The sequence below is a fragment of the Marinobacter sp. genome (assembly GCF_039977835.1).
GTDB lineage: Bacteria > Pseudomonadota > Gammaproteobacteria > Pseudomonadales > Oleiphilaceae > Marinobacter.
Window position 1 is genome coordinate 95,772 of the sequence record NZ_JBDWCL010000043.1, and the last position, 21,305, is coordinate 117,076.

General features: G+C 57.8%; 19 protein-coding genes and 1 tRNA gene. 16 read left to right on the top strand and 4 right to left on the bottom strand.

Going from position 1 to position 21,305, the window contains the following annotated elements; all coding sequences use genetic code 11:
• Positions 1-4: 4 nt before the first annotated feature.
• Genes mltB through lipB form a run of 5 tightly spaced genes read left to right on the top strand, consistent with a single transcriptional unit; the run spans position 5 to position 4,053 of the window.
• Positions 5-1,033, top strand: coding sequence for a lytic murein transglycosylase B (gene mltB / locus ABJM11_RS12590; protein WP_348296241.1), 1,029 nt, complete (start codon positions 5-7; stop codon positions 1,031-1,033).
• On the top strand, positions 1,033-1,902 hold the full coding sequence (locus tag ABJM11_RS12595; RefSeq protein ID WP_348296523.1) for a septal ring lytic transglycosylase RlpA family protein: 870 nt from the start codon (positions 1,033-1,035) through the stop codon (positions 1,900-1,902). Before mltB ends, ABJM11_RS12595 begins: the two co-directional genes overlap by 1 nt.
• A 31-nt stretch (positions 1,903-1,933) precedes the next feature.
• Positions 1,934-3,100: a D-alanyl-D-alanine carboxypeptidase family protein gene (locus ABJM11_RS12600; RefSeq protein ID WP_348296242.1), complete on the top strand. Its 1,167-nt coding sequence runs from the start codon at positions 1,934-1,936 to the stop codon at positions 3,098-3,100.
• A 28-nt stretch (positions 3,101-3,128) separates the two neighbouring features.
• Positions 3,129-3,398, top strand: a complete 270-nt coding sequence (locus tag ABJM11_RS12605; RefSeq protein ID WP_250090992.1) for a YbeD family protein — start codon at positions 3,129-3,131, stop codon at positions 3,396-3,398.
• 4 nt (positions 3,399-3,402) lie between these two features.
• Positions 3,403-4,053, top strand: coding sequence for a lipoyl(octanoyl) transferase LipB (lipB, locus tag ABJM11_RS12610; RefSeq protein WP_348296243.1), 651 nt, complete (start codon positions 3,403-3,405; stop codon positions 4,051-4,053).
• On the opposite strand, the gene ABJM11_RS12615 is transcribed toward lipB, so the two are convergent.
• Positions 4,040-5,122: a GGDEF domain-containing protein gene (locus tag ABJM11_RS12615; protein ID WP_348296244.1), complete on the bottom strand. Its 1,083-nt coding sequence runs from the start codon at positions 5,120-5,122 to the stop codon at positions 4,040-4,042. The genes lipB and ABJM11_RS12615 overlap by 14 nt on opposite strands.
• A gap of 259 nt (positions 5,123-5,381) precedes the next feature.
• On the opposite strand from ABJM11_RS12615, the gene ABJM11_RS12620 reads away from it, so the two are divergent.
• Positions 5,382-6,824: an AarF/ABC1/UbiB kinase family protein gene (locus tag ABJM11_RS12620; RefSeq protein WP_348296245.1), complete on the top strand. Its 1,443-nt coding sequence runs from the start codon at positions 5,382-5,384 to the stop codon at positions 6,822-6,824.
• On the opposite strand, the gene ABJM11_RS12625 is transcribed toward ABJM11_RS12620, so the two are convergent.
• On the bottom strand, positions 6,767-7,207 hold the full coding sequence (locus ABJM11_RS12625) for a YqaA family protein (protein WP_348296246.1): 441 nt from the start codon (positions 7,205-7,207) through the stop codon (positions 6,767-6,769). The genes ABJM11_RS12620 and ABJM11_RS12625 overlap by 58 nt on opposite strands.
• A 34-nt stretch (positions 7,208-7,241) precedes the next feature.
• Here ABJM11_RS12625 and ABJM11_RS12630 point away from each other — a divergent pair, with 34 nt between their 5' ends.
• On the top strand, positions 7,242-9,368 hold the full coding sequence (locus tag ABJM11_RS12630) for a methyl-accepting chemotaxis protein (RefSeq protein WP_348296247.1): 2,127 nt from the start codon (positions 7,242-7,244) through the stop codon (positions 9,366-9,368).
• Positions 9,369-9,495: 127 nt separating this feature from the next.
• Complete coding sequence (locus ABJM11_RS12635; RefSeq protein WP_150993544.1) at positions 9,496-9,747, top strand: GrxA family glutaredoxin; 252 nt, start codon at positions 9,496-9,498, stop codon at positions 9,745-9,747.
• A 64-nt stretch (positions 9,748-9,811) separates the two neighbouring features.
• Here ABJM11_RS12635 and ABJM11_RS12640 read toward each other — a convergent pair whose 3' ends face one another.
• The gene (locus ABJM11_RS12640) at positions 9,812-11,074 is read right to left on the bottom strand and encodes a 6-phosphofructokinase (protein ID WP_348296248.1); all 1,263 of its coding nucleotides are present in this window, start codon (positions 11,072-11,074) and stop codon (positions 9,812-9,814) included.
• A 154-nt stretch (positions 11,075-11,228) separates the two neighbouring features.
• On the opposite strand from ABJM11_RS12640, the gene mpl reads away from it, so the two are divergent.
• The 4 genes from mpl (at position 11,229) to ABJM11_RS12660 (ending at position 16,593) form a co-directional block, all read left to right on the top strand.
• On the top strand, positions 11,229-12,623 hold the full coding sequence (gene mpl, locus ABJM11_RS12645) for a UDP-N-acetylmuramate:L-alanyl-gamma-D-glutamyl-meso-diaminopimelate ligase (protein WP_348296249.1): 1,395 nt from the start codon (positions 11,229-11,231) through the stop codon (positions 12,621-12,623).
• 38 nt (positions 12,624-12,661) lie between these two features.
• On the top strand, positions 12,662-13,309 hold the full coding sequence (locus tag ABJM11_RS12650; RefSeq protein WP_348296250.1) for a flavin prenyltransferase UbiX: 648 nt from the start codon (positions 12,662-12,664) through the stop codon (positions 13,307-13,309).
• Positions 13,310-13,425: 116 nt separating this feature from the next.
• Positions 13,426-14,571: an acyl-CoA dehydrogenase family protein gene (locus ABJM11_RS12655; RefSeq protein WP_348296251.1), complete on the top strand. Its 1,146-nt coding sequence runs from the start codon at positions 13,426-13,428 to the stop codon at positions 14,569-14,571.
• A 153-nt stretch (positions 14,572-14,724) separates the two neighbouring features.
• Positions 14,725-16,593 carry a hypothetical protein gene (locus ABJM11_RS12660; protein WP_348296252.1) on the top strand — a complete coding sequence of 623 codons (1,869 nt, stop codon included), beginning with the start codon at positions 14,725-14,727 and terminating at the stop codon, positions 16,591-16,593.
• Positions 16,594-16,715: 122 nt separating this feature from the next.
• Here ABJM11_RS12660 and ABJM11_RS12665 read toward each other — a convergent pair.
• Positions 16,716-16,802: transfer RNA gene (locus ABJM11_RS12665), tRNA-Leu, on the bottom strand.
• A gap of 272 nt (positions 16,803-17,074) precedes the next feature.
• Here ABJM11_RS12665 and rnr point away from each other — a divergent pair.
• From rnr to rpsR, 4 genes are all read left to right on the top strand, one after another.
• On the top strand, positions 17,075-19,690 hold the full coding sequence (rnr, locus tag ABJM11_RS12670; protein ID WP_348296253.1) for a ribonuclease R: 2,616 nt from the start codon (positions 17,075-17,077) through the stop codon (positions 19,688-19,690).
• A gap of 3 nt (positions 19,691-19,693) precedes the next feature.
• A complete protein-coding gene (gene rlmB / locus ABJM11_RS12675) occupies positions 19,694-20,431 on the top strand; it encodes a 23S rRNA (guanosine(2251)-2'-O)-methyltransferase RlmB (RefSeq protein WP_348296254.1) in 738 nt (245 codons plus the stop codon).
• A gap of 181 nt (positions 20,432-20,612) precedes the next feature.
• The gene (gene rpsF, locus ABJM11_RS12680; RefSeq protein ID WP_348296255.1) at positions 20,613-21,029 is read left to right on the top strand and encodes a 30S ribosomal protein S6; all 417 of its coding nucleotides are present in this window, start codon (positions 20,613-20,615) and stop codon (positions 21,027-21,029) included.
• A gap of 29 nt (positions 21,030-21,058) precedes the next feature.
• Positions 21,059-21,289 carry a 30S ribosomal protein S18 gene (gene rpsR / locus ABJM11_RS12685; protein ID WP_007154918.1) on the top strand — a complete coding sequence of 77 codons (231 nt, stop codon included), beginning with the start codon at positions 21,059-21,061 and terminating at the stop codon, positions 21,287-21,289.
• Positions 21,290-21,305 lie beyond the last annotated feature (16 nt).

Genomic DNA, 21,305 nt, shown 5'->3' on the forward strand with positions numbered 1-21,305 from the left:
ATTCATGAACGCAGTCATAAACAGTGCGCGCAACGGTCTGGTGGCGATTGCGCTTTTACTCGCCCCGGCGCTGGCCACGGCCCAGTACGACACAACACCCGAGGGTCAGGCCTTCATTCGTGACATGGCGGAGCGTTACGGCTTTCAGGCCAGTCGGGTGGAAGCGTTACTTGCCTCTGCCGAGCGCAAGGATTCGATACTGGAAGCCATCAGCCGGCCGGCCGAAAAAACGCTGGAATGGCGCCAATACCGCAAGATTTTCATCCGCCCTGAACGGATCGATCAGGGTGTTGAATTTTTGGGGCAACACCGGGAAGCATTCGAGCGGGCTGAAGACGAGTATGGAGTGCCGGCCTCTGTCATTGCTGCCATTATCGGCGTGGAAACCTGGTATGGTACATACAAGGGCAATCACAGGGTTCTCGATGCACTCGCCACATTGGCATTCGATTACCCCCCGCGTAGCCGTTTCTTTCGCAGCGAACTTGCGCAATACCTGCTGATGACCCGTGAGCAGGGTTTTGATCCGGAAGAACTGACCGGCTCCTACGCGGGTGCGATGGGGTATGGCCAGTTCATCTCCAGCAGCTACAGACATTACGCCATCGACTTTGACGGCGACGGCGTGGTCGACATCCTGGACAATCCGGTGGACGCGATCGGTAGCGTAGCCAATTACTTCCGGGCCCATCACTGGAAACAGGGCGAGCCCGTCGCTGAGCAGGTGCGGGACAGCCTTCCGGAAGGTTCGCCGTTACTGACCGGGGAACTCAAACCGGGCCTGACGGTCAATGACTACCGGCAGGCCGGCCTGCGGCCTGAGGCCGATTTGGCGGGCAGCGCCAAAGCCCGGGCTATCCGCCTGGCAGGCGCAGATGGGCCCGAGTTATGGCTGACATACCATAACTTTTATGTGATAACCCGCTACAATCACAGTCATCTCTATGCCATGGCTGTATTTCAACTGGCCGATGCACTGCGCGAGCTGGCCAGTCAGCCAGAAAAACAAAACGGGGTGAGCAATAACTCGTGATTACACGCTATCTCTTATTGGTTGTCGCAGGCGTTCTGGCTCTGTCGGGATGTGCTTCATCACCCGGGCCGGATCACTCTTCCAGGTACACGCTGTCTCAGGACAGGGCCCCAGCCGGCAATTTTGATGCCTCAGGTCTGCAAGATGCCACCCCGCGCTTTGAGGAGCCCCGCCGAGCCGGTAACAAATCCCCTTACAACGTCTGGGGTAAGGAATATTGGGTTCGCGAGAGTAATGACGGCTATGTCCAGCGCGGCACTGCCAGTTGGTATGGCGAGAAATTCCATGGCCATAAAACCTCCAACGGAGAGGTTTTTGACATGTATAAAATGACCGCGGCCCACAAAAGCCTGAGGATTCCCGGTTACGCCCGCGTTACCAATCTCGACAACGGCCGCTCCGTGATCGTGAGGGTGAATGACCGCGGTCCTTTCCACGGCGATCGCCTTATTGACCTATCCTACGCTGCCGCCAAGAAACTCGGTTATCAGGGCAGGGGCACGGCGAGAGTGGAAGTGGCAGCCATTACCGTTAACCGGGATGGCTCCATGACTCTGGCCGGAAAGCCCTTTCCCGACCGGCAGGCTCCGGTTCCGGCTGAGCGCCTGGCGGACTCCGGGGGCGCCAGCAAGGCGCTGTTCGTCCAGTTGGGCTCATTCAGCCAACGCAGCCCGGCCGAGGTGCTGCTCGAGCGCGCCCGCAAAGCGGTCAGCGACCCGATGAGAGTGCGGGAGGTGAAAACCGCTTCAGGTCTTTTCCATCGCGTACAGGCCGGGCCCTTCAGCGATGAAGAGGAAGCTCTGCAAGCCCAGAGTCGGCTTGAAAACCAGGGATTCGGTCAGTCAATATTGCTGACCGATACTCACTGAACCAGTCACCCACTAGATATTGAATGGACCCATGGCAATAAATAACGTATTCCGCGCCTGTACGGCAGTTCTCATGTTGGCCCTGCTGACGGCAATGCCGGCTGCGGCGCAGTCTGTGCTGATCCCTTCACCGCCTCAGATCGGTGCGAGTTCGTATATTCTGATGGATCCGCTGTCCGGGCGGGTCATCATGGAGGAAAACAGCCACGAGCGTCTGCCTCCCGCGAGCCTGACCAAGATGATGACGGCCTACATCGTTGAGCGGGAGCTGGACGAGGGCCGGATTGCCATGTCCGACATGGTGCCCATCAGTGTCAACGCCTGGCGGACCGAAGGCTCCCGCACCTTTGTGCAGGAGGGAACGCAGGTATCCGTGGAGGATCTTCTGAAGGGTGTCATTATCCAGTCCGGTAACGACGCATCCGTCGCCCTGGCGGAGTTCATTGCCGGGAGTGAAAGTGCGTTCGTGGATATCATGAATCAGCAGGCGCAGATTCTGGGTATGAACGAATCCAGTTTTGCCAATGCTACCGGCTTACCCGCACCGGACCATTTTTCGACCGCCTACGATCTGGCTCTGCTGGCAAAGGCGATCATCAATGATTACCCCGAAAACTATCCCCTATACGCTCAGAAACATTTTACCTTCAATAACATACGCCAGCCCAACCGCAACAGCCTGTTGTGGCGCGATGACAGTGTCGACGGCCTGAAAACCGGCCACACAGAGGAGGCGGGATACTGTCTGGTAGCGTCAGCCAAGCGAAACGACACCCGCATGATTGCCGTGGTAATGGGCACCAACAGTACCGCCGCCCGAGCCCAGGAAGTCCAGAAAATGCTTAACTATGGTTTCCGCTATTACCAGACAGAGCGTCTGTTCAGTAATGGCCAGGAGCTGTTGGAAGCAAAGGTCTGGGGCGGCGAGAGCGACAATCTGTCAGTCGGCCTCATGGAAGATGTACACGTAACGATTCCCCGAGGATCACGCGATTCCCTGGAGTCCACCGTGGAAATGGATTCTGTAATCCGGGCGCCCGTCTCCAAAGGGGATGAGCTGGGACGGGTGATGGTTAAACTGGACGAGGAAGTGGTGGTTGACCAGCCGGTACTTGCCCTCAGCGATGTGCCTGAAGGAGGTTTCTTCAAACGCATCTGGGACGCTATCAAGCTTTTCTTCATGCAGTTGTTTGAGTAAGGGCCGGTGCGCCCGGGAGTAATCCGCGATGAGTGAACCAAAGGCACCCAAAATCGAGTTCCCCTGTGACTATGTCATCAAAGTCATCGGGGATTCCGCCCCGGACTTTGTGGAGTTTGTGGTGGAGGTGGTTGAGCAGCACGCTCCGGGGCTGTCCGAAAAGGACGTGTTTGTCAGGGAGAGCAGCGGTGGGCGTTTCTCCTCGGTCAATCTGACCATAGTTGCCACCGGTGAGCCCCAACTTAAAGCGCTGTTTGAGGAGCTTAAGGCCAGTGGCCGGGTCCACATGGTGCTGTGAGCGGATGGACGAGCTGATAGTCCGTGCACTGGGAGAGCAGCCCTACCTCGAAACCTGGGAGGCGATGAAATCCTTTACCGCCGGCCGGGATGCTTCCACACCCGACGAAATCTGGTTGCTGGAGCACCCACGGGTGTATACCCAGGGGCAGGCAGGAAAGGCGGAGCACATCCTCGCGCCCGGTGACATTCCGGTTATCCAGGTCGATCGTGGTGGGCAGGTGACTTATCACGGCCCGGGGCAGTTGGTGGTTTACCTGATGATCGACCTGACCAGGCACAAGCTTGGCGTCCGTGCACTGGTGGACGTGATCGAGCGGTCCATTGTCCGGACCCTTGCGGAGTTCGGAATTGCGGCCTCACCACGGCCTGATGCACCGGGTGTTTACGTCGACGAAGCCAAGATCGCCTCTCTCGGCCTGCGGGTGAAGCGGGGCTGCTCCTTTCATGGGCTTGCGCTGAACGTTTCCATGGATATGGAGCCGTTTCGTCGCATCAACCCTTGCGGCTACGCCGGCCTGTCCATGTGCCAGGTCAGTGACTTCGCTCCCGGTGTGGACATCAGTGACGTTACCATCGCCCTGTCTGGCGAGCTTGCGACAGGTCTGGCCCATGACAACATCCGCCGGGTCGCCGGGTGGTCTAGTGTCCCCTGAAATCACACACCTGATTGCGGCCCAGAGTTTTTGCGCGATAGAGTGCTTCGTCGGCCCGCTGTAGCAGGCGGTCAATGGACTCCGAGCCCTGAATAGTCGCCACGCCAACACTGATGGTGGCATTGATGGTCCGGCCATCGGCATTTACCGGTGTAGAGGCAATTTTCTGGCGTATTCTATGGGCAGTCTGGACGGCTTCAGTTGCATCTGTTTCCGGCAAAAGCGCTAAATATTCCTCGCCACCCCAGCGCGAGAGGGTATCCACCTTCCTGCTTTGTTCCTGCAGCGTATGGGCAACCATGATGATGGTTTGATCGCCCACATGATGGCCATAATTGTCATTGACAGACTTGAACAGGTCGATATCCATCAACATCACTGAAAACGGGCGACCGTTGCGAAGATAACGCTGGTATTCTGCCTCCAGTTGTTCATGGGCTTCGCGCCGGTTTGCCAATCCTGTAAGGGCATCGTGCTTGGCCGCGTACTCGAATTCCGCTGCCAGTTTGAGTAATCCCAGCTTGCTGCGTCGCCGGCTCTGATCCAGCACGTAGCAGGTAGACATTTCGAAACCCAGCACTGCCAGCATGGTCAGGCGAAAACTGGTGCTGTACGGAGAATTGAACGCCATGTCTCCCAGTGGGCTGAACAGAAGGGTTACCGCTGCGAGGCCTCCCGCGCAGGCAATCACGCCCACTCTCGCTTCGCTGATGTAAAAGATGATGGGGGGATAGGCAAACAGCCAGATAATGGCAGAGCCATCCTCAACCGCATTGACAGCCAGGTAGGTAAACAACACTGTAATAACCGTAATAAATCCACGGCGCTGAAGGGTGCAGTTACGGCTGACAAGATAGATAATGCCATTGAGACTCAGCAGGACGGCGAAGACGATCAGAATGGTGGCGGAGCCAGTCAGTCCGCGGTCCAGAGAGCGCCAGGCAAACAATAGAAGAATCGGCACCGCCGCAAGGGTCAGGCGCCCGATCAGCAGGGGCACCGGGATTTCACCCTTTACCCGGAATTGGGACAGCTTGGTGTCTGATGTTCTGCTGGTGCCCTGGGTCATTTTGAGATTCTGTTGTTGTTTTGTTTGGCAGCGGTATACCTGTAGCCATAGCCTTCATACTAAACGCCTTTAGCCTGGGGATCTGTGTAAAAACGTAAACCGCCAGTGCCTCCCATGAGTAAACATGGGGAAGGGTGTTTGCATTGGCCTTACCGTCATGATTTTGGTGGCGCGTCGGTTAGGTTTGAGCGACGAGGTATCCGTATAATGTTGTTAAGGGCTGATAACACCGACACTTACTGAACCGGGCAGGTTTTTGATGGCACCCAGACCAAAGAACACCTCTGTTGCACGTATCAAGACCGGAAGCTTCGAGCGCCGGCTTACCCTTACCAGGGCCGGGCTGTTTGCCGGTACACGCATGGCGTCCCATATGGCCACCAACTGGTTTGGCAATAAGGACAAGCGGGATGCCAGGCATCGCGCCATGCTGTCCAGCCAGGCTGAGTTTCTGGTGGACGAGCTTGGCAAGCTGAAGGGCAGTGTGGTCAAAATCGGTCAGGTGATGGCGCTGTATGGTGAACATTTCCTGCCGGAGGAAGTGACAGAAGCGCTGCACACCCTGGAGGACCAGACCACGTGGCTTGAGTGGGCCTCGATAGAACGTGTGCTGAAAGACGAGCTGGGTGCCGAGCGGCTGGCGGAACTGGAGGTTGACCCGGACCCGATCGGCGCCGCCTCTCTGGGGCAGGTTCATCGTGCTCGCCGCCGTAGTGACGGCCTTGAACTGGTGCTGAAAGTTCAGTATCCGGGCGTTGATGAAGCCGTTGACAGCGATCTGAATTCGGTTGCTCAACTGCTCCGGGTTGCGCGCCTGGTGTCATTCGGTCCGGAGTTCAATGACTGGCTGGAAGAAGTGCGGGACATGATGCACCGGGAGGTGGATTACCGCCTTGAGGCCCGCACCACCGAGAAATTCCGGCAGATGTTGCTGGACGACCCCCGGTTCGTGGTGCCCCGGGTACTGGAAGAATACTGCACCGCTCATGTGATCGCGTCTACCTATGAACAGGGTCATTCCGTCAGTTCGGTTGCCGTCAGGGAGTTGCCCCTGGAGCGTCGTGGCGAGCTTGGCCGGGCTGCGCTGGAACTGTTTTTCAGAGAACTGTTCGTATGGGGTGAAATCCAGACGGACCCCAATTTTGGCAACTACCGCATCCGCATTGCTGGTGAGAGTGGTGCCGACAGTGAACATGACCAGATCGTATTGCTGGATTTTGGCGCTGTGCAGTCGTATTCGTCGACGTTTCTTGATCCGGTTATCCAGATGATCCGGGCGTCCTACGAGGGTGACCTGAATGCGGTGATTGATGGTGGCGTGAAGCTCCGCTTCATGAGTCGGGAGTGGCCTGAGGACGTGTTGGAAAAATTCGGCTCGGTCTGCATGTCGGTGTTGGAGCCCCTGTCACGGGATCAGAGCCGTTGGCCGGACTACGCGGTAAATGATAAGGGCCAGTACCGCTGGAAACAGAGCGATCTGCCCTCGCGGGTCGCCCGCCAGGCAGCAAGATCCGCGATCAACCGTTACTTCAAGGTGCCTCCCAAGGAGTTCGTGTTTCTCAATCGCAAGCTGATAGGCGTCTATACCTTTATAGCAGTGCTCAACGCCGAATTTAACGGTGAAGATATGCTGCGGGAATATCTCTATGGTGACCCGGGGACACCGGATGCCTCCAGTACAAGCCATATCACAAGGGCGTAGCGGATGCCCTTGCCAATGCCCACCAGCACCACAAAGTTGAGCCAGGGCACGCGCATGATGCCGCCCACGAGGGTAAGTGCATCGCCGCCGATCGGCAACCAGCCCATCAACAGTGACCACTGCCCGTAGCGATTGAACCGGTTGCGGGCCCTTTCAAGCTGGTTTGCAGTCACCGGAAACCAGCGTTTGTGCTTAAAGCGATCCACTTGCCTGCCGATAACCCCATTGATCACCGAGCCTGCGGTATTACCCGCTGTGGCCCAGAACCAGATCCACCAGAGCGAATACCCTTGTGTAACCATGCCGCCAAGCAGTATTTCGGAGTACGCTGGCAACAGGGTGGCGGCGGCCAGGGCCGTCAGGAACAGGGTTAAATAGGCCAATGGTGACTCCTCATCAAAACAGGTTGTTGTACCAATGAAAAAGCTGTCACTTCGATTCAAACTCTATGTCCTTGTGATTACCCTGTTGCTGGTTATGGGGATCAGCATTGTTGTAACTGCGCAACTCTCCCTGGGGCAGATGGAGCAGAGAATTACTTCCGAAACCCGTGAAACTGTCCAAGGCATGGCCGTCGAGCGTCTGAGAGCAACGGCCGGCAAGTACGGCGAGCTGGTCAGCGGCATGTTTGCCACAGCCTACCGGACGCCGGAAGTGGTTCGCAACGTGGTCAGCCGGAACATTCAGGCGGACAGCTCCGGACGCATCAGCCGCATCGACCTTCAGGAAACCATCGGCGCAATTCTGGAGGAGCAGAAAAGTCTGAGCTCCATTTACGCTCAGTTCGAACCCGATGCCTATGACGGCCAGGACCGTTACTTTACCGGTGGTGTGGAAGATCACAGTAGTGATGAAGGCACTCTGGAGATCTATTACTATCGTACGCCCGAAGGGGATGTGAAGTTCAGTCGCACCGAAGACCCCGCGACAAAGTATTTGGAGGCGCGCAACGAGTTCGGAATTCGCGAGGCTGAATGGTACCTGTGCTCCAGGGATACCAGAAAGCCCTGCATCATGGAGCCTTACGACTACGAAATCGAGGAGGGCTATTCCGAACTCATGACCAGCCTGGTGATGCCTATCCTCAAGGAGGGCGAATTCGCCGGTGTGACAGGGGTTGATATCAACCTGTCCGCACTCCAGAAAACCGTCCAGAACGTCAGTCGTGAACTCTACGATGGTGAGTCCCGCGTCACCCTGCTCAGCAATAAAAGCCTGATCGCTGCGTCCAGCCACTACGATGATCACCTGGGCCGGCCACTCTCCGAAGCATTGCCAGAACAGGCAGATGAATACACCTCTTTGCACCGTGGTGATAGCACTTACGATGATGGGGAAACGCTGGCAGTGTCCTACCCCATAGACATCGCCCTGCCCGACACCGAGTGGTCGCTGCTGATCGAGCTGCCCAGGGAAACCGCCCTTGCGGACGTCGCCGAGATTACCGGGCTGCTGTCCAGCGAGGTGGGGGCCACTGCAGGGCGGCAGACGATGGTTGGTATACTGGTATCCATTATCGCCATTGTGGTTCTGGTTGTCCTGGTCCGCTCGGTCACCCGGCCCCTCAATGAGATTCGTGATCGCATGAAGAACCTGGCCAGTGCCGAGGGGGATCTGACCCGCGAGCTTGATATCGATACCCATGCGGAGTTGATTGAGCTGGCCGGCGGGTTTAACCGGTTCCTTGGCAGGCTGCGGGAAATGATCAACGACCTGAAAGAGGTCAACCGCCAGGTAAGGCAGCAGGCGACCGATGTGGGCGTGATTGCCGGTGAAACCGATGAACAGACTGACCGCCAGCATCACGATATCGAGAGCGTTGTGACGGCCATGAACGAGATGTCCGCGGCGGCAGGCGAGGTGGCCGGGTTTGCCGGTGAAGCCGCGGAGAATGCGCAGATGGCCCAGGACGGCGTGCGCTTCACCCAGGACACGCTGACGTCGGCCCTGGAGGGTGTCAGCGCGCTGGCGGGCGATATGGACGAGGCCAGCACCGCCATCAGCCATGTCGCCACACGCAGTGAGGAGATAAATCGGATTCTCGAGGTTATCCGGGGGGTCGCGGAGCAGACCAACCTGCTCGCCCTGAATGCGGCGATCGAAGCAGCCCGGGCAGGAGAGCAGGGCCGCGGTTTCGCGGTTGTCGCGGATGAGGTAAGAACCCTCGCCTCGCGCACCCGTGAATCCACCGACGAGATCAGTCAGATGATTGATGGGCTGCAAAGTGATGTGAGTGGCGCCGTTACCGTTATCCAGAGCGGTGTCGACCGGGCTACACAGGCGGTTGACGGTACCCGGGAGGCTGACCATTCACTGGCTTCGGTGGTGGAGCGCATTACAACCATCGTAGAGCACGTTACCCACGTGGCTACCGCGGCGGAGGAGCAGAGTTCCGTGAGTGAAGAAATCAACCAGAACCTCACCCGCATAGGTGACGCTGCCAATGATCTGCGAGCTCTGGCGCAAAGAGTGAGTGGTAGCGGGCGTACGCTGGATGAGCAGGTACAGGCTCTGGATTCCGAGCTGGGTCGACTTAAAACCTGAGCGGCATCGTCTGTTGCTATCGGCACGATTCAGCCCATCAATTTTATTTTTGGGCAAACGTGCGATGATAATGTGGTTTATCCGACGCTATGATGGCCCGCTTATTTTCCGGACCAGGAGTTTTATTATGGAGCAAGTCACCATTTTTGGCCGTGCTTCCTGTGGTTTCTGCACGCGTGCAAGGCAGCTCTGCGAGATCAATGATTTCCCCTATCGCTACGTGGATATTGTCGAGGAGGGGATCAGCAAAGAGGATCTGTCGAAAACCATAGGCAAGCCCGTTCATACGGTGCCGCAGATTTTCGTGGGGCAGGAGCATATCGGCGGGTTTGATCACTTTTCCGAGTACCTGGAACGGCTGGGTACTACGGCCAACTGAACAGTAATCCAGAAAAAACGGCGCCCAGTAGTCAACCGGGCGCCGTTTTTGTGTCTGGGGCCAATCAGAGCTGGAAATCGGCCTTCAGTCGCTTTTCCACCAACTGGTTTTTCAGCTTTGCCACCCGCGGCAGGCCGTTATCAAACGGCGGAAAGCTTTCACCGTAGATCAGAGGCTCCAGGTAGTCGCGGCAATCCTGGGTGATGCCGTAGCCGTCATCAGTAATGTAGTGGATCGGCATTTTCTTTTCCTGGTTGGCCACGTCCGCCAGAGGAGCTTCGCCGATGTGCCAGCGATAGGGACGTGACTGCTCGCGCACGATGGTGGGCATCAGTGCCTGCTTGCCGGCAAGGGCCATTTCCACGGCGACCTTGCCCACCGCGTAGGCCTGCTCCACATCCGTGGCGGAGGCAATATGGCGTGCGCTACGCTGCAGATAGTCCGCAACCGCCCAGTGGTATTTGTGTCCCAGGGCCTGGCGCACCATATTGGCGAGGGTCGGGGCTACACCACCGAGCTGGGTGTGGCCGAAGGCATCCTTGGCGCCGGCGTCGGCCAGGAAGCGGCCATCCTCATACTGGGCGCCTTCAGACGCGACCACCACGCAATAGCCGTATTCCTTGACGCAGAAATCCACCCGTTCGAGGAATCGCTCCCGTTCGAAAGGCACCTCCGGAAAAAGAATGACGTGTGGGGGATCACCTTCACCCTGACCGGCCAGGCCGCCGGAGGCAGCAATCCAGCCGGCATGTCGCCCCATCACTTCGAGGATGAACACCTTGGTGGAGGATTCGCACATGGAGCGGATGTCCAGGCTGGCTTCCAGCGTGGAAGTGGCAATGTACTTGGCCACTGAGCCAAATCCGGGGCAGCAATCGGTGAAGGGCAGGTCATTGTCCACCGTTTTGGGCACACCGATGCAGGTAATCGGGTAGCCCATCTTCTCGGCAAGCTGCGATACCTTGTAGGCGGTATCCTGGGAATCGCCACCACCGTTGTAGAAGAAATAGCCAATATCGTGGGCGCGGAACACTTCGATCAGGCGCTCGTATTCCCGCCGGTTTTCAGAAAAGTTCTTCAACTTGTGGCGGCAGGACCCGAATGCACCACCAGGGGTGTGGATCAGGGCCTGGATATCGTCATCGCTTTCCAGGCTGGTGTCGATCAACTCCTCTTTCAGTGCGCCGATGATACCATTGCGCCCGGCGTAGACCTTTCCGATCTGGTCGGGGTGTTTGCGAGCGGTCTGTATGACCCCGCAGGCACTGGCGTTAATAACGGCGGTTACACCGCCTGACTGGGCGTAGAATGCGTTTCTGGTGGCCATTTCCGGCTGTTGCCTCCTGCAGTTTCGTCGAATGCGGCAGATGATACGCCAATCGCTGTTTTTTTTCATGACATCAAACGTCGTAACGAACGCTTGACGACCCGCATTCTATACGGGACGCTTTGCAGGTTTCATCCAAGAGGTCGACAACCGAATGCATATTCACATCCTGGGAATCTGTGGCACCTTCATGGGCAGCCTGGCCGTTCTGGCCAGAGAGCTTGGGCATACCGTAACCGGCTCCGATCAGGGCGTGTATCCACCCATGAGTACCCAGCTGGAAGCCCAGGGCATCGGGTTGATGGAAGGTTACGATCCTGACAACCTCAAGCCACAGCCAGATCTTGTGCTAATTGGCAACGCCATGTCCCGGGGCAACCCGGAAGTGGAAGCCGTTCTGAACCAGAACATCGACTACATGTCCGGCCCTGAGTGGCTGGCCCGGGAGGTGCTGCGTCATCGCTGGGTGCTGGCGGTTGCGGGTACCCACGGTAAAACCACCACCACGGCCATGCTGCTGTGGATTCTCGAGCAGGCGGGGTTTGAAGCCGGTTATCTGGTGGGCGGGGTGCCTAATGATTTTCCCGTCTCCGCCCGGCTGGGCAACAGCGACTTTTTCGTGATCGAGGCTGATGAGTATGACAGCGCGTTCTTTGACAAGCGCTCCAAGTTTGTCCATTACCGACCCCATACTCTCATTCTGAATAATCTGGAGTTCGATCACGCGGATATCTTCGATAATGTGGAGGCGATTGAACGCCAGTTTCACCACCTGGTCAGAACGGTGCCCTCACGTGGGCTGATCGTACGCCCGGCACTTGATGCCCATCTCGACAGGGCGCTGGAGCTGGGCTGCTGGACAAGCGTGCAGGCCACGTCTGTCGGTAGTGAAGTGCCTTATATGGCCGACTGGCGGGCGGAGCTGCTGGCAGAGGATGGTAGCCGTTTCATGGTGGTTCACTACGAACAACCTGTCGCTACGGTGAGCTGGTCGCAGACGGGCCTGCACAATGTTCGTAACGCCCTCGCAGCCATTGCAGCTGCCCGCCACGTGGGCGTGACGCCGGATCACGCCGTGGCGGCACTGTGCCGGTTTTCCGGGGTCAAGCGGCGGATGGAGCTGCTGGCCGACGTTGATGGCGTGCATGTCTATGACGATTTCGCCCATCACCCCACCGCCATCACCACGACGCTGGAGGGCTTGCGCAACAAAGTGGGTGAGGAGGCCATCCTCGCCCTCATTGAGCCCCGGTCCAATACCATGCAGCAAGGGGTGCATCAGCACACGTTGTTGCCCAGCGCGGCGGCCGCGGACCATGTGATCTGGGCCAATCTCAACCAGATGGAATGGCTGCCCGAACTGGTGGACGGCTATAACGCCACAGCTGAAATGCCTGACCGCCATCGCGTGGAGTCCACGGTGGATGCGCTGATCAACCGGGTTCTGGAACAGGTGTCCGGCCCCTGCCATATTGTCATCATGAGTAATGGCGGTTTCGGGGGAATCCATCAGAAGCTGATCACCGAACTGGAACGTAAAACCGGCTGACATCGTGTTTGCCTTCTAATCGATCAGGGAATATCCGCATGACAGCAGCATCAGACAACCGGCAGGTGATCAATCTGGCTTTTACCGGCGCGTCCGGTGCCCAGTACGGCCTTCGCCTGCTGCAGTGCCTGGTAGCGGCGAACTGCCGGGTCCATGTGATGATCAGTAAGGCCGCTCAGGTGGTGATTGCCACGGAAACAGAGCTGAAGTTGCCCGGCAATACCCCGGCCATGCAGGACGTGCTGACCCATTATGCGGGCGCCAGGCCCGGGCAGGTGCTGGTGTTCGGGCGGGAAGACTGGTTTTCTCCGCCGGCTTCCGGCTCTGGCGAGAAGGCGCCGTTGGTGATCTGCCCCTGCAGCACGGGGACCCTGTCCGCTCTGGCCACCGGTGCCAGCAATAATCTCATTGAGCGCGCCGGGGATGTGGCCCTGAAAGAACGCCGGCAATTGATCCTGGTGCCCCGCGAAGCACCCTATTCAGAAGTGCATCTGGAGAACATGCTGCGTCTGACCCGTATGGGGGCGGTTATCATGCCGGCCAGCCCCGGCTTCTATCATCAGCCGCAAGGCGTCGGTGACCTTGTGGACTTTATCGTCGCCCGTCTGCTGGACCATCTGGGCCTGCCTCAGGATCTGATGCCACGTTGGGGCGAAGAGCGGCTCAGGGCAAAGCAGCCCGACTGACCATGCGCGATGGTTTTGGTCAGCCCGATTGATGCTTTTCATCATTGAGCGAAAACGTCGCTCCCCCGAGACTTGGTGAACGACAATCACAAGACAGTCATTCACCGAGGTTCACCATGATTCCACGCACACTCTTCGATGCCGACCTTGAAGGTTTCCGGGATTCCGTCCGCAAGTTCCTTCAGCAGGAGGCCGCCCCGTTTCACGAACAATGGGAAAAAGACGGCCAGGTCAGCCGCGAGCTCTGGACCAAGGCGGGTAAGCTGGGCTTCCTGTGCCCGACGATGCCGGAAGAATACGGCGGGGTAGGGGCGGATTTCCGTTACAGTGCAGTGATCATGGAAGAGGTTTCCCGGGCGGGCCTGTCCGGTATCGGCTGGACCCTGCATTCTGACATTGTTGCCCCCTATATCCTCAATTACGGGTCCGAAGCGCAGAAACAGTATTACCTGCCAAAGCTCGCCACCGGCGAGATGATCGGCGCCATTGCCATGACCGAGCCCGGCGCGGGCTCCGACCTCCAGGGGGTAAAAACCACGGCGGTAAAGGATGCTGCGGGTGAGCATTACCTGCTTAACGGCTCCAAAACTTTTATTACCAACGGTCAGCTGGCGGATCTGGTCATTGTGGTGGCCAAGACCGATCCCAAAGAAGGCGCCAAGGGAACCAGCCTGCTACTGGTGGAAAGCGCCTGGGAAGGCTTCGAGAAGGGGCAGAACCTGAACAAGGTGGGCATGAAAGCCCAGGATACCTCCGAACTGTTCTTCCAGGACGTGAAGGTGCCGGCGGACAAACTGTTGGGTTCCATGGAAGGCCAGGGCTTTTTCCAGTTGATGGCAGAACTGCCGGCCGAACGTCTCCAGGTTGGCTTGACGGCTGTGGCCGCAGCAGAGGCCGCCTGGCAGTGGACGCTGGACTACGTGAAGGAGCGCAAGGCGTTTGGCAAGCCGGTGATCGCCTTCCAGAACACCCGCTTCAAGATGGCGGAGATGAAAGCCGAAATCACCGCCGCCCGGGTGTTCTGTGATCGTTGCCTGGAACTGCATCTTGAGAAGAAGCTGGATATCCCCACGGCGGCGATGCTGAAGCAGCACACCACTGATCTGCAATGCAAAGTCATGGACGAGTGCGTTCAGCTTCATGGTGGCTACGGTTATATGTGGGAGTATCCCATTGCCCGTGCCTGGGCCGACAGCCGGGTTCAGCGTATCTACGCCGGTACCAACGAAATCATGAAGGAAATCGTTGCACGCTCGTTTTAACGCCTGACCTGAAGTGCCAGCGCGCCGCCGGAGCTTCTCCGCCGGCGCGCTTTCGTTACCAAAGTTTACAAATTGCCAAACCTATCAAGGTTCACCCCGGCAACATCCCCTAAAGTAGCGGCACAACCTCTAACAAGGATAATGGTTGCCGCAATGAAACGCCTGCTCCCCCTATCAGTTGCCCTGTTTACACTTGCCCTGGCCGGATGCGGCGAGGAATCTGACGAGTCGCCGGTGGATGGCCGCGACTTTGACGCTCAAGATTACAGCGAGCCCAGGCCCTACACCGGCAGGGTCATAGACGGCTATCTGCGTAATGCGCGGGTGTGGCTGGATATGGACGGCGACAGCCAGTATACCCCGGGCCCGATGACCATCGAGAACAGTGCCGGCACAGAAATCACCCTGCCCAATGGCGAGCCCACCGCAATGACCGGCGAGGATGGCAAATTCACCCTCGACACCACGGAGCTGGTACAGGACCCGTCGGTGTCACCGGACATCGATCCGCGGGACTTCCCCCTGTTTGCGGTGATTCTGCCTGGCCAGACTCTGGAGCAGACCCGCATGGGGGATGTGGTGCTGGAAAATGCCTACATGCTTAGCGCCCCGCCGGGCGTTCGCAATGTTACGCCGCTCAGTACGCTGGTGCGTCATCGCCGGGAGATTGGCGTGCAGGATCTAACGGCCAGCACCAGCGACCTGGCGGACGCGCTGGGCAATGTGAACCTGCTGAGCGACTATGTGAAATCCGTAGATCATCGGGCTCATGCCTATGCGCGTGCGTTTGCCCGCTTCATGGCTAGCCAGTTCCCTGAGAGTACCGCCAATCAATTGCGCGAGAGTGATGGTCTGGAATGGTATCTAAGTGAGGAGGCATCCTTTCTGCTGGGTGTATCATTTGTTCGAAATGCGCTGGGTGTGGTGAAGGTGGTCGATGAGGCTGCCTCCCAGGGCGGCTATGAGAATGTCAATGTGGACGAACTGCCGTTACCTGAAGTACCAGTTGAGCTGGATGATCCCGTTATTCTTGAGCACCAAACGGTGCTGGCACGAGGCGAGGGTGGTGAGCTGCCGGCTTCCATGTCGAATCTCAGCGTGTCTGCGGAACTGGAGTTCGATTATTCCGAGGATGGCCAAGTAACGTCCATTACTGCGCACGGCTGCATGATGCCGTCGCTAAGGGAAATGGCACGACTGATCAGCGCGGGCGGAAAAATTGCGGATACCGGTACTCAGTGGCTCCCGGCTATTTCACTTTCGCAGCAGAGCGCTGTTTTCTATGAGGAAGAAGGTCCGGACGAACGGCTCGTGTTTGACTGGCAGAACGAGCGTGCAACTTTTGAAACGACAACTACCTGCCACCCAGACATTGAGCCCTCATCCACGGAGTTCGGCGGCCCTGCCGATATTACCTATAACTGGACCGTGAAAAATGGAAAGGTCGAATCTCTAGAGTCCACCTTAGGTGAAGCCCTCGAGCCCTACGACTTGTCTTTAGTGGACCCTGATAGTGAGGATTTACCTGAGCCGTTTTATAGTTTCAGCCGCGTAGAGGGGGCGGTAGAAGAAATGATGACGCTAAGCAGCATCTCGTCATGCGAAACGGAGATCGATAAGGAAGATGCTAATGCAGCACTGGTGGTGTCTGCCCAGCAGCCATACACCGTCTCCGGCACTATTCCACATCCTGACGGATTTGAGTCCCTGGCGCTTGAGTTCGACATACGGGGGGATAGCCGCCTGCGCCCGCTTCGATACGGCTTCCTCGATGAAACCATGGCTTCCACGGAGGGTGTCAATAACACCGAGGGCTTCGACTGGGCGTTCTATTACCCCTTCGAAACCTCAAACGAATTTGTGGAGGATCAGCCGAATCTCATCAGCATTGCCTATCTGAACCGACACGGTGGCAGCAGGGCATGCGGTAGGGAGTTCGAGCGGATGCCGTCGGCGGCCTATGCCCGTGTGAATTACACCTACCAGCGGCTTTCCGAATATCTGTCAGGGTTGGTGGAGTAAGGCGTAAAATGGGCGGCTCCCCGGTCGGGTACAGACGGGGAGTCAGCACGTTATTGGCGAATAACGCTTGCGACATGTGCTTACAAAGGTTTCGGTTTCGTAACACTTCCTGAGGAAGGAAGTGGTGCCGAGGAGAGGACTTGAACCTCCACGGGGTTGCCCCCACTAGCACCTGAAGCTAGCGTGTCTACCAATTTCACCACCTCGGCAGGTGATTTGCAGTTTTTCCGGTGGGGATTCAACGGCTTTAGCTTGTTGAATTTCCGGTACTTCTGCCCCGGCTGCAGGCAATGCCGTCAACCGATGGCGCGTACTTTAATCATTCGGAAAAAAGCTGTCAAACATTTTTTGTCAGCCAAAGTCGATTTATGCGCCTATTTTCCCCGGTCGGTTAGGCAGGTTGCAGCTGGCAGCGTTATACTCTTTGGCAAATGCAATATAACGAGTGATTTCCGTCGGGGAATCAGAGCTAAGGATACGAATGGCTTCCAGGAAAAAGACAGACAACGACCCCCACGCACAGCGTGAGGCCAGCAAGTATGACAACCCCATCCAGAGCCGGGAATTTATCCTCGAGCATCTGAAAGAGAGGGGCGCGCCGGCCACCCATGAAACCCTGTGTGAAGAGCTTGGCCAGCAGTCCGAAGAGGGCATCGAAGCTCTGCGCCGCCGGCTGATCGCCATGTGTCGCGATGGACAGCTTATCTGCAACCGCCGTGGCGCCTACCTGCCCATTGAAGAAGCGGACCTGGTGACAGGTCGTGTGACAGGGCACAAGGACGGGTTCGGGTTCCTGATACCGGACGATGGTGGTTCAGATCTGTTCCTGACAGCGCGCCAGATGCGCCAGGTTTTCCATGGTGACCGCGTTGCCGCGCGGGTGGACCGGGTGGATGACCGTGGTCGTCGCGAAGGGGTGATTGTCGAGGTGCTGGATTATCGCACCCATCAGACCGTCGGCCGTCTGTTCCAAGAAAGCGGCATATCCTTCGTGGTTCCGGAGAATGCCCGCATTAATCATGAAGTGCTTATTCCCGCCGAACACATCAATGAGGCGCGGCACGGCCAGTATGTGGTGGTGGATATATTGCGCCAGCCGACGGTTCGTACTCAGCCTACCGGCAAGGTTGTCGAGATACTGGGCGAGCACATGGCGCCGGGCATGGAAATCGACGTTGCCATCCGCTCCTACGATATTCCCCATAGCTGGCCACCGGCGGTGGGTGAGCAGGCGGCTGGCATTCCCGAGGAAGTCACCGAGAAAGACAAGCAGAACAGGGTGGATATCCGCAACCTGCGTCTGGTGACTATCGATGATGAAACCGCGCGGGACTTTGATGATGCCATCTATTGCGAGCCGCGCCCTAGGGGCGGGTACCGGCTGCTGGTAGCCATTGCCGATGTCTCCCACTATGTGCGTCCGGGTACCCCGCTGGATGAAGAGGCGATCAATCGTGGCAACTCCGTGTACTTTCCCGATCACGTTGTGCCCATGCTCCCGGAAAAACTGTCCAACGGCTTGTGCTCACTGAATCCCGGAGTGGACCGGCTGTGCATGGTGGCCGACATGACCATCAGCGCCGCAGGTGCGATCAGTGGCTACACCTTCTACCAGGCGGTGATGCACAGCCATGCGCGGTTAACCTACAACAAGGTCAGCGACATGCTGGAACGGCCCGATTCCGAGCCGGGCTACAGGCTGTCAGAGCAGTACGCTCACGTGTTGCCGCACCTGCACAACCTGTACAATCTCTACAAGTTGCTGCGCAAGGCCAGAACCGAGCGGGGCGCCATCGATTTCGAAACCACCGAAACCAAGGTGGTGTTCGACGCCAACCGCAAGATTGAGGAAATCGTTCCGGTTCAGCGTAACGATGCCCACAAGATTGTCGAGGAATGCATGCTGGCCGCCAACGTGGCAACCGCGCGGTTCCTGAAGAAACACAAGGTGCCCTCGCTTTATCGTGTTCACGATGGTCCTTCCGAAGAGCGCCTTAACGCCGTGCGGCTGTTCCTGGGCGAGCTGGGCCTGCAGTTGGGAGGCGGCGACAAGCCAACCTCGGCGGATTACCAGGAGTTGCTGTCCAGTATTTCAGACCGCTCAGATGCCAACGTGATCCAGACGGTAATGCTGCGTTCCCTCAGTCAGGCGGTTTACAGCCCGGATGAGGGCGGACATTTCGGCCTTGGTTTTGCCAGCTATGCCCACTTTACCTCACCGATCCGCCGCTACCCCGACCTGATTGTTCACCGCGGGATAAAGTCGGTCGTTCATGGGGAAGAGGGCAGCAAGGATGTGGTGGCGCCGCCGAAGCGTGATACGGAGCTTGCGGACTACCCTTACGATACGCCTCGCATGCACCAGCTGGGTGAGCACTGCTCAATGACCGAGCGGCGCGCTGACGATGCCACCCGGGATGTAATGGCATGGCTGAAGTGTGAGTACCTGAAGGATCATGTGGGTGAGGAATATGACGGCGTGATTGCTGCCGTTGTGCCATTCGGTTTCTTTGTGGAGCTGTCAGGGGTTTATATAGAAGGCCTTGTGCACGTCTCCACGCTGAGCGGTGACTACTTCCATCACGACGCTGCCAAGCATCGGCTGATAGGCGAGCGCACGGCCATGAGCTTCCGTCTGGGCGATGAGGTCCGGGTGAAGGTGATGCGCGTGGGCATGGAAGATCGCAAGATTGATCTGGAGCTGGTGAGCGAACCCCGGCATCGCCAGGCCGACCGGGACGCGCTGGAAATTACCAAGCGAGAGCCCAGGGAAAAAGGTAAAGGCCGGAGCAAAGGTGGAAAATCTGCCGCAGGTCGCTCCACTAGAAGTGACGGTGGGCAGGGCGGCCGTGAGAAAGGCGGCGATGCCGCTGCGAAACCGCGTCGCAGAAAAGGCGCGACACCTCACTCGGCTGGAAAATCGGGCAAACCCGAAAATGTGGCACCGACCTACGAAGACGATGGCGAGTTGTCTGCCCGCGACAAGCTGGTGGCAGAAGCCGCGAAACTCGCGCTGGGCAAGGGCAAAGGCAAGAAGCCTGCCGGTAAAACCTCCGGTGCTGACGAGAAACGTAAGCCCCGCAAGTCAGGAAAATAGGCTGTGTCTGAAGAGTTTATTTTTGGCTGGCATGCCGTTGAAGCCGTCCTCAAGCGTGAGCCCGAGCGTTTACAGCAGGTGTGGATCCAGACCGGCCGGGAAGACCGCCGGGTCAAAACTGTCACCGATGCCCTGAATGAGCTCGGGGTGCGCTGGCAGGTGGTGCACCGTAAGGAGCTGGACCAGCGGGTTTCCGGAGTTCACCAGGGGGTTGTAGCGTCGGTGTCCGAAAGCCGTGAATGGAGCGAGGACGACTTGCTGGCCATGCTGGCGGATTCCGGTAAGCCGCCGTTCCTGCTGATTCTGGATGGTGTGACCGACCCTCACAACCTCGGGGCCTGCCTGCGGACAGCCGATGCCGTCGGAGTTCAGGCGGTTGTTGTGCCAAAAGACAAGTCAGCATCGCTGTCGCCCACGGTACGGAAAGTGGCGTGCGGGGCTGCCGAAACCGTTCCCCTGGTGCGAGTCACCAATCTTGCACGGTTCATGCGAACCATCCAGGATAATGGCGTCTGGCTTATCGGCACAGCGGGCGAGGCGAAAAGCACGGTGTACCAGGCCGACTTTACTGGCCCGGTCGCCCTGGTGATGGGGGCAGAAGGCAAGGGAATGCGGCGGCTGACCCGGGAGCACTGCGACCTGTTGATCAATATCCCCATGCTGGGCCATGTCGACAGCCTCAACGTTTCCGTTGCTACCGGCGTTTGCCTGTACGAAGCTTTGCGCCAGCGGCTTGCATAGTACCCCCCCACACGCCTAGAATACGTGACCCCCTTTTCAGGGGGCGGTGCCATATTGCCTGAAATCGGGGCAGTTGGCATCAAGAAGCCGGCGGCTTTGGCTGCCACCTCCTTGCTTCTTGCATTTGCCCGGTCTTTTTCTGTGCGTTTGCTGGAGGCTGTTTAAACCGTAGGGAGAACTCATGCGTCACTACGAAATCGTATTTATGGTACACCCGGATCAGAGCGAGCAGGTGCCCGCGATGATCGAGCGTTATACCGGTGTCATCAATGAAGATGGCGGCAAGGTACATCGCCTGGAAGATTGGGGCCGTCGTCACCTGGCTTACCCGATCAACAAGATCCACAAGGCTCACTACGTCCTGATGAACATTGAATGTTCACAGGCTGCGATGGACGAGCTGACTCACAACTTCCGTTTCAACGATGCCATCATCCGCGACATGATCCTGCGCCGCGATGGTGCCGATACGGACCTGTCCCCGATGAAAGCTTCCGAGTCCCGTGAAGACCGTCGTGGCGGCGATGATCGTCCGCGTCGTTCAGCTGAATCTGACGAGCCACGTCAGCAGGCTGAAACCCAGGACGAAGAAGAGTAAAACCATCACCGGAGTTGAGGAGTTAAGTTATGGCTCGTTTTTTCAGACGTCGTAAGTTCTGCCGCTTCACGGCAGAAGGTGTTAAAGAGATCGATTACAAGGATCTGGACACCCTGAAAGGTTACATTACTGAGACCGGCAAAATCGTGCCCAGCCGTATTACCGGCACCAAGGCACGCTATCAGCGTCAGCTGGCTACCGCTATCAAGCGTGCCCGCTACCTGGCACTGCTGCCGTATTCGGACAGCCACGATAACTAAGTGACAGAATAAACAG